This is a genomic window from Paenarthrobacter sp. 10L412 (assembly GCF_056395565.1).
In genome coordinates, this window is sequence record NZ_JBFTJT010000020.1 from 90,087 (window position 1) to 98,829 (window position 8,743).

The window sequence follows — 8,743 nt, forward strand, 5'->3', positions numbered from 1 at the left end:
AAGAGCCGGGGTATTTTCCACGGCGATAGCTTCCAATAAAAGTCAATGACGCTTCCTCTTCTCCAAAATCGGCGAGAGGACGGGGCTCGGGCGAAATAGGTCACAAAAGTTTGACGAAAAGGCAAGCCTAAGTAAGGCTTGCCTTTGCTAACTAGCGCCCAATGATGGAAGGAAGCTGACGTGACGTCACCAAGTGTCGAAGAGCGGATCGCTCAGGAGCAGGACTTTGGCTCCAAGGTGGAACTGGCCCTCGCTGCCACAAACCAGCTGTTCAACGCACGAAATTCGCCCAACTATGTGGCTCAGGTTCTTCAGGGAGTCAATGCTGTCTCCACCAAAGTCCAGCGCACAGCCCGGCCCTTCACCGGCGTCGCGCATGCAGAACTGAAGGCCCGCGTTGGTGGCGTCGACCTCGAACGTCCGCTGCCGGATACGGCTGCTGCCCTTGAGGAGCTTGAGGAGCTCTACCTCAAGGACGCGATCTACTTCCATGATGCCCGTTACGCGGCTCACCTGAACTGTCCGGTGGTCATCCCCGCACTGGTTGGTGAAGCCGTACTTTCGGCCGTGAATTCCTCCATGGATACGTGGGACCAGAGTGCCGGCGCCACCATGATCGAGCGCCGGCTCATCGATTGGACTGCCGAGCGTATTGGTTTTGACGCCGCCGCTGATGGTGTCTTCACCTCCGGCGGGAGCCAGTCCAACTTCCAGGCGCTGCTGATCGCCCGCAACCACGCCGTGGCCAGGCTGCGTGCCGCGAACGGCGACGCGCGCCTCCCGCACCTCCTTGACCGACTCCGAATTTTCACGTCTGCAGACAGCCACTTCAGCATCCAGAAGTCCGCGTCCATGCTCGGGCTCGGCTTCGATGCCGTCATCTCCGTGCCCACCGCTGACGATCACCGCATGGACCCCGCCGCGCTTGCGGCTGCTTTGGCGGAAGCGCACGACGCCGGCCTGGCGCCTATGGCGGTAGTGGCCACCGCCGGAACTACCGACTTCGGTTCGGTCGATCCTCTCTCCGAACTGGCGGCCTTGGTCCGCGCCTACGACTCCTGGCTGCACGTGGACGGCGCCTATGGTGGAGGCCTCATCGTCTCCGGCCGTTACCGCCACCTCCTGAATGGCATCCACCTGGCCGACTCCGTCACTATTGACTTCCACAAGACCTTCTTCCAGCCCGTCAGCTCCAGCGCGGTCTTGGTCCGCAACGGCTCCATGATGCGCCACGTCACCTACTACGCGGACTACCTGAATCCGGAGAGCGCCGCGAAGGCTGAAATTCCCAATCAGGTGGACAAGAGCATCCAGACCACCCGCCGCTTCGATGCCCTGAAGCTGTGGCTCACCTTGCGCATCATGGGCGCCGACGCCATTGGTGCGCTGTTCGACGAAGCAATCGACCTCGCCGGCCGTGTGGGAACCCTGTTGGTGGATGACGCCGAGTTCGAACTCGCCGCCGCACCCCAGTTGAGCACTTTGGTCTTCCGCTACCGCCCCGCCGTTGACGGCATGATCTTGGACGAGGACGCCGCGGACGTCCTCAACCCGGCCATTCGGGCAGCGATCTTTGCTTCGGGCGAAGCTGTGATTGCCGGAACCAAGGTTGCCGGACGCCACTACCTCAAATTCACCCTCCTCAACGCCGAGGCCTCCCTGAAGGATATTCAGGAAATCATTGAACTTATCCGCCGGGCGGGCGCCAGCCTGCTCGCGACCACCACGGAGGCTGCAGCATGAGCACCCCAGGCAACAGCAGGATTTACGACGTCGCCGGCATCGGCGTCGGGCCCTTCAACCTGGGCCTCGCCGCGCTGAGCGAGCCGGTGGAAGGTCTGGACTGCGTCTTCCTTGAACGTCGCGAATCCTTCGACTGGCACCCCGGCATGATGCTGGAGCCGGCGCACCTGCAGGTACCGTTCATGGCGGACCTTGTGACGCTCGCCGATCCGACGTCCCCGTACTCATTTTTGAACTTCCTCAAGCAGACCGGACGGTTGTATCGCTTCTACATCCGGGAAAACTTCTACCCGCTGCGTGAGGAATACAACCAGTACTGCCAGTGGGTGGCCGGCCAGCTTGAGTCGGCCCGTTTTAGCACGGATGTGCTGGATGTGGCGTACGACGACGGCGTGTACCGCCTTTCGGTGCAGGGCCCGGAACGCGCTGAGGTGCTTTGTGCCCGCAAGTTGGTCTTGGGAACCGGCACATCGCCGTACGTTCCGGAGTCCTGTGCAGGGATTGTGGACGGCGGCGGACTTGTCCTCCACAACGCCGAGTACCTGTCGAGGAAGAGTGAGCTGCAGTCCAAGCGAAGCATCACCATCGTCGGTAGCGGCCAGAGTGCCGCGGAGCTCTATTACGAACTCCTTCAGGAAATCGACGTGTACGGCTACCAGCTCAATTGGGTGACCCGCTCCGGCCGCTTCTTCCCGTTGGAGTACACCAAGCTGACGCTGGAGATGACCTCGCCCGAGTACGTGGACTACTTCCACTCGCTGCCGGGGGAGCAGCGCGATTCCCTGATCAAGAGCCAGAAGAACCTGTACAAGGGCATCAACTCGGACTTGATCGACGACATCTACGATGTCCTGTACACCAAGAGTCTTTCCGGCATGGTGGATACGCAGCTGCACACGCACTCATCGCTAACATCCGCTGAATGGGACCCGGCCACGGGCACCCACACACTGCAGTTGCACCACGAGGAACACGGCCGCGATTACAGCCTGGAGTCCGAAGCCGTGGTTCTCGCCACCGGCTACACGTACAAGGAGCCCGCCTTCCTGGCCGGCATCCAGGACCGGATCCGCCGCGACGCCAAGGGCCGCTTCGACGTCGAACGAAACTATGGAACCGGCGTCCAACCTGGCGAAATCTTCGTCCAGAACGCTGAGCTTCACACCCACGGTTTCGTCACGCCGGACCTTGGCATGGCCGCTTACCGCAACTCCTGCATCCTGCGGGAAATTACCGGCCGCGAGGTCTATCCGATCGAGCGGAGCATCGCGTTCCAGCAGTTCGGCGCCCCAGCCCCAGTTGCCTCAACAATTCCGAACACCATGGGGGCCGCTGTATGAGCTTCACATTCCGGCCAGTCGACCCCATAGCGGACGCACCGGTCCTCCACAGCTGGGTCAGCAAGGAGTACGCCCGGTTCTGGGGGATGGTTTCGGCCACCGAGCAGGACGTTGTGGAGGAGTACTCGCGGATCGCCGAATCGGGTCACCACCAGGCGTTCCTGGGGCTCGACAACGGCGTGCCCGCGTTTCTGATGGAGCGGTATCGTCCCGAGTCATCGCCGTTGGCAGACGTTTACGAGGTCCAGAGCGGCGACGTGGGAATGCACCTCCTGGTGTCTCCGCCCAGTGGCGACCCGCAGCCCGGTTACACCACAGCCGTCATGCAGTCGGTGATGACGGAACTGTTTGCTGATCCCGCAGCCCAGCGCGTCGTCGTCGAGCCTGACGCCCGTAACCACAAGATCCATGTGCTGAACCAGAAGGTGGGCTTCCGCCCGCACGGCGTGGTGACCCTTCCCGCCGTCGATCCTGCCGAAGACCACAAGCAGGGGCTCCTGAGCTTCTGCGCGCGCGAGGATTTCCTCGCAACTCTTACCCCGATTCTGGCCGCGCCTGCCGCGGCGACCAGAGGAGATTCCCTGTGACCACTACCACTGAAACTTCCCTCCACGAGGTAACCGAACCTGTATCCCACCTGACCCCCGAGCGTTGGGCCGTGGCCAACAGGCACTTGATCCGAAAAGCCATTGCCGAGTTCTCGCACGAGAGGATCCTGGTACCGGAGCTGATCGGTGAGGAGGACGGCGGCGTCGGACTGTACAAGGTTGTCAGCGACGACGCCACCGTTGAGTACCGCTTCCGTGCGCGGCTCTTGGCGCTTGAACACTGGTCCGTCTTCCCGGAATCCATTGCCCGAATCCGCGATGGTGCGGAGCGGCCGCTGGATGCCTTGGACTTCATCACCGAGTTCCACGAGGCGCTGGCCATCCGCCAGGAGATGCTGCCCGTCTACCTCGAGGAAATCAGCAGCACGCTGGCCAGTCACGCCTACAAGCAGGGCAAGACTTTTAGCTCCGGCGAGTTGGCGGCGGGCATCACCCGTGGCACGGACCGGGCGGCCGATTTCCAGGCGATCGAGCACAGCATGACCGAGGGGCATCCATGCTTCGTTGCAAACAACGGCCGGCTGGGTTTCGGCATCGCCGATTACCATGCGTTCGCGCCGGAAACCGGTGCCGTGGTGAAGCTTCAGTGGATCGCCGTGCATCGCAGTAAAGCCGTCTTTACGTCCAGCGCAGGCTTGGATTACCGGACGCACTTTGAGGCCGAACTCGGAGCTGCAACTCTGTCATGGTTCAACGCGGAACTCACCGCTTCCGGCCTGGATCCTGAGGACTACCTGCTCATGCCGGTGCACCCCTGGCAATGGGACAACAAGCTCACCGTGACGTTCGCGGCAGAAATCGCCCAGCGCCACATCGTAAACCTGGGCAGCGGCGGCGACTCCTATCAGGCGCAGCAGTCCATCCGTACGTTCTTCAACACCACCTCACCGGAGAAGGCGTACGTCAAAACGGCCATGTCCGTGCTGAACATGGGCTTCATGCGTGGCCTTTCCCCGGAATACATGAAGGCAACACCGGCCATTAACGATTGGCTGCAGGAACTGATCGGCAATGACCAGGAGCTCCAGAACCGGGGCCTGGCCATGATCCGTGAAACGGCGGCCATCGGTTACCACAACCACTATTACGAGGCTGCATCGGCCAAGGGCTCTCCATACGGGAAGATGCTCGCGGCTCTGTGGAGGGAGAGCCCGTTGCCGTTGCTCAAGGAAGGGCAGCAGCTGGCCACCATGGCGTCTTTGCTGCACGTGGATTCGTCTGGGGCGTCCGTAGTTTCGGCGCTCATTGCACGCTCCGGCCTGTCACCCACCGAGTGGCTCCGCCGCTACTTCGAGGCCTACCTCGTTCCGTTGGTCCACTGCCTCTACGAGTATGAGCTCGCGTTCATGCCTCACGGCGAGAATGTCATCCTGATCCTCGAGGACGGCGTGCCGGTATGGGCGATCATGAAGGACATTGCCGAGGAAATTGTGGTCATGGGGGACCGGCTGGACTTGCCCGAGGAAGTCTCCCGGGTCAAGGCCGAGATTCCCGCTGAAGAAATGGTCCTCGCGATCTTCACTGACGTCTTCGACTGCATCTTCCGTTTCCTCGGGGCCATCCTTGTGGAGGACGGGAGGCTGCGGGAAGACGAATTCTGGGGGACTGCCGCTGCCGTGGTTCGTGAATATCAGGAACGGCATCCGGAACTAGCGGACCAGTTCGCCATGCATGATTTGTTCGCTGCGGACTTCGAGTTGTCCTGCCTTAACCGGCTGCAGCTGCGGAACAACCAGCAGATGCTCGATATCTCGGATCCGTCCGGTGGATTGCAGATGGCTGGGCGGCTGGCCAACCCCCTGGCAAAGTTCGCTTAAGCGGAAAATTGGCGGAGGCGCCGCCGGGAAAAATTGCTTCATCCGGTGGCGCCTCCTCATGACTGGCTGCCTGATCCGACCCCAGGCAGCTGCCACGCCTATCTAGTACCAATTGCCGCTAAATCGTGTTGCGAAAATGGGCACGGCTTCGCGACATTTCCTGATTCCGTGGCGTTTCCTTTTATCAGGCTGACCGTCTGTAGCGGAGGCCTGCGATTGCCCGGTCGCACTCCGCTGGCGAGGTGGGAAAATCCAAAAATTCCACGAGCGTTCGCCGTCCAACGCCCAGGTGTAGCCCGTCGATGAGTTGCAAACAGCGGAACAACGCCTCGTAGCTCTCCCGCTTGCGGGTCATCATGGTGTGAATACTTCCGCGATGATAGGCCGCAGTGGCTTCCACTGCCGCAAGTTCCCCTCGGCATATCTGTCCCATTTCGGCCAGCATTTCCCAGCTCAGCAGCTTGCCGCCTTTAGACCATCCCAGATGAAGGGTCGCTATCGTGTGGCTTTTGCGTCGGGCGCTGGGGCGGAGCGACATTTCATGGATCAGCCGTTCAAAGTGCGCCATGGTTGCAAGCCCTGTATAGACATCGGTGCAGGAGAAGGGCTCGAGGCGTTCATTTTCCGTTGCCCATCCTTCGACGAGGTCCCGCATAGAGCCGTCATCAGCGGGTACGCCAGCCGCTTCGAAAAAGGCACTGAGATCCTTCATGGTTTCGCGGACTCCAACGCCGTGATAGGCGCGGGACGCCCCGAGGTTCTTGGCGGACATGTGCAGCTCACCACCCTCAGCTTGGGCCTTCAGAATGTCCTCGACTTCAGGAACCAGCCAGTCACCTGGGAATAGCCATCCGGCCTGCTCACTACGTTGTCGCCAGCGCCCACGGAGCTGCAGGGACCTGCTTTCGATTTTCAGATGAGCGCGTTGATCTTTCATGTCCAATGAGTGCCATTGATCGCGAAGTCATGACGCAATTTCGTCCAAATACTGGACATCGTTCTGGCTTGGACATGGTTCCATCCGCAGGCCAGAAAAAGTTTTCCCTTTTTGCGGCATGAACTTTTCCCACGCTGCACTCATTGACTGGAGACCAACCCTGCCGGACGCAAATGGATGGTCTCTCTTGATGTAAATGTTTTGCTCGTCGGTTGAGGGGTCGGCCGGGTCACTGTTCTTTGGAAGGAACCCCTTGAAGTATCCGGTTGGGAAGATTACGGCGTTCGTTGCCGCGCTAATGGTGGTCGTGGGAGGGCTTTCATTCGGGACGGTGGGTTTTGGCACACCGGCTCAGGCTTACGAGATCGCAACCGCCCCGGCGAACCTCAATGGTCCCGGTACCATCGCCACACTTTCGATGCCTGGATCTAATCTGACCACCACCTATGGCATGTCGGGAAATACCTGGATGGTGGGCCGGTCAACGATGGGTAGCCGTGGATATGTGGCCTCTGATTTCTCACAGAACATCGGAACCGGGGCCCCTGCCGTCGAATTTGCCACTCACGCAGTCAACAATTGCGCAGCAACCGGCCCTTGCAGCGGTCTGGGGACTGTCACCATCGCTTTCAACCAACCGGTGAGGAATCCCGTACTTAACATCGCTGGCCTCGGCGGAGAGGTTCACTTGGATGAAACTGACAACGGGAGTGTTGACCGACAATCCCAGTTGAGCGCCGTCCTAAACCTCGCAACCCCAGGCCTGACGATGACCAAGCTGTCGGGCGGCAACCTTTCGGTGGCAAACAACGCCATCACTACTAGCAACAACAATGCCGGAACGGCGTGTAATACGAGTGTGCAGACCGGCACACCCGACCCTGTCGACGCACAGGCTACGGCAGGATGTGGATCGGTCCGCATCAACGGCATTGTGAACACGTTGACTTTCAACATCAGCAGCGTCTTCGTTCCAGTCAGCAGCACAATGCCTGGTTACACCGACAACGACATCACACACATCGGAGACCACAACCAGGACAACTTCGTCATTGCGATGAGCGCTCTGCAGGATTTCGGTGATGCCCCGGCCAGTTATGACCAAGGCAGTGCCGCCCGGGCTGTTCTTTCGGACGTGACTCTTGGGCCGAACGTGACTGAGGACAACGCGACTGTGGCCAATGGGACCGTGTCGCCGAATGCGGGTTTGACGGCGGCCCAGGACCTGATGGACGACGGCGTGGTGCTGGCACCGATGGTGCAGGGTGCTACCAGCTACTCCACAACGGTGGCGATCAGCGGGGCCAGTAAAGCAGGCACGACCTGTGGGTGGATTGATTTCAACAAAGACGGACTGTTCAATAACACTGCCGAGCGCGCCTGCGCCACGTTCGCGACCGGTGCCACGACCGCCACGCTGACCTGGGCGACGGTCCCTGCGGGGGTGACTGCGGGGACGACGTATGCGCGGTTCCGGGTCGGTTACACCACCGCCCAGGTCCAGCTTCCGATCGGACCGTCTGATTCCGGCGAGGTGGAGGATTACATCTTCACGGTCGCTCCGGCGGCTGCTCCGGCGATCACGTTGGTGAAGACGGTGAACAAGACCATCCTGGTGGCCGGTGAAACGGCCACGTACACGTTCGTGGCGAAAAACACGGGCAACGTGACGCTGACCTCGGTGGTCATCGCCGAGACCCAGTTCTCCGGAACGGGCACCATATCTGCCCTGTCCTACGCCTGGCCCGGCCTTCCGGGCATCCTATTGCCGGGGCAGTCCGTGACCGCGACCGCAACTTATGTGGTCACGGCGAGCGATGTCACCACGGGGTTGCTGACCAACACGGCGAAGGTCACCGGGAACCCGCCCCTGGGTTTGCCCGTCACGGCAACCGATGATGCTCAGGTCACCGCACCCCCGGCGTGGAAGATCAAAAAGACCGCGACGGTCAACGGGGGAGTTCCGGCGAACGGGTCCGTGACTCCGGGCCAGACCATCGTGTACACGGTCACGGCGAGCAGTATCAGCGGCACCATCACCGGGGTTGTGCTGAAGGACAACCTGGCGGAGGTCCTGGATGATGCGACGTTCGTGTCCGGGTCCGCGTCCCTGGTAATCGGCACCGGATCCCCGGTGGCGGTGGCCAACCCCGTGCCGCCCTCCACCCTGCTCGCCACCGCGGCGTTCACCCTCCCGGCCGGGCAGACCGCCACCTTGAAGTACAGCGTCGTGGTCAAAGCCGGGGCGTGGAACGAACAGCTCGTGAACGTTGTGACGGGCACGGCGACCACCACCGC

At 61.1% G+C, this 8,743-nt stretch carries 6 protein-coding genes; 5 read left to right on the plus strand and 1 reads right to left on the minus strand.

The window, feature by feature from the left end; translation table 11 throughout:
- The first annotated feature begins 180 nt into the window (after window positions 1–180).
- From AC1DD7_RS22425 to AC1DD7_RS22440, 4 genes are read left to right on the plus strand one after another with little or no spacing between them, the layout of a single operon-like run.
- Window positions 181–1,743, plus strand: a complete 1,563-nt coding sequence (locus AC1DD7_RS22425; RefSeq protein WP_477516617.1) for a pyridoxal phosphate-dependent decarboxylase family protein — start codon at window positions 181–183, stop codon at window positions 1,741–1,743.
- Window positions 1,740–3,083 carry a lysine N(6)-hydroxylase/L-ornithine N(5)-oxygenase family protein gene (locus AC1DD7_RS22430; RefSeq protein ID WP_477516618.1) on the plus strand — a complete coding sequence of 448 codons (1,344 nt, stop codon included), beginning with the start codon at window positions 1,740–1,742 and terminating at the stop codon, window positions 3,081–3,083. Before AC1DD7_RS22425 ends, AC1DD7_RS22430 begins: the two co-directional genes overlap by 4 nt.
- Window positions 3,080–3,670: a GNAT family N-acetyltransferase gene (locus tag AC1DD7_RS22435; protein ID WP_477516619.1), complete on the plus strand. Its 591-nt coding sequence runs from the start codon at window positions 3,080–3,082 to the stop codon at window positions 3,668–3,670. The genes AC1DD7_RS22430 and AC1DD7_RS22435 overlap by 4 nt, the downstream gene beginning before the upstream one ends.
- On the plus strand, window positions 3,667–5,508 hold the full coding sequence (locus AC1DD7_RS22440) for an IucA/IucC family protein (RefSeq protein ID WP_477516620.1): 1,842 nt from the start codon (window positions 3,667–3,669) through the stop codon (window positions 5,506–5,508). The genes AC1DD7_RS22435 and AC1DD7_RS22440 overlap by 4 nt, the downstream gene beginning before the upstream one ends.
- Window positions 5,509–5,692: 184 nt before the next feature.
- On the opposite strand, the gene AC1DD7_RS22445 is transcribed toward AC1DD7_RS22440, so the two are convergent.
- Window positions 5,693–6,445: a hypothetical protein gene (locus AC1DD7_RS22445; RefSeq protein ID WP_477516621.1), complete on the minus strand. Its 753-nt coding sequence runs from the start codon at window positions 6,443–6,445 to the stop codon at window positions 5,693–5,695.
- A gap of 253 nt (window positions 6,446–6,698) precedes the next feature.
- On the opposite strand from AC1DD7_RS22445, the gene AC1DD7_RS22450 reads away from it, so the two are divergent.
- On the plus strand, window positions 6,699–8,743 hold a 2,045-nt coding region (locus tag AC1DD7_RS22450), incomplete at its 3' end, for a DUF7507 domain-containing protein (RefSeq protein ID WP_477516622.1).

What these genes read in the sequence shown, in the direction of transcription:
- AC1DD7_RS22430 (WP_477516618.1), top strand. Translation starts at nt 1,740, where the DNA reads ATGAGCACCCCAGGCAACAGCAGGATTTACGACGTCGCCGGCATCGGC.
- AC1DD7_RS22435 (WP_477516619.1), top strand. Translation starts at nt 3,080, where the DNA reads ATGAGCTTCACATTCCGGCCAGTCGACCCCATAGCGGACGCACCGGTC.
- AC1DD7_RS22445 (WP_477516621.1), bottom strand. Translation starts at nt 6,445, where the DNA reads ATGAAAGATCAACGCGCTCATCTGAAAATCGAAAGCAGGTCCCTGCAG.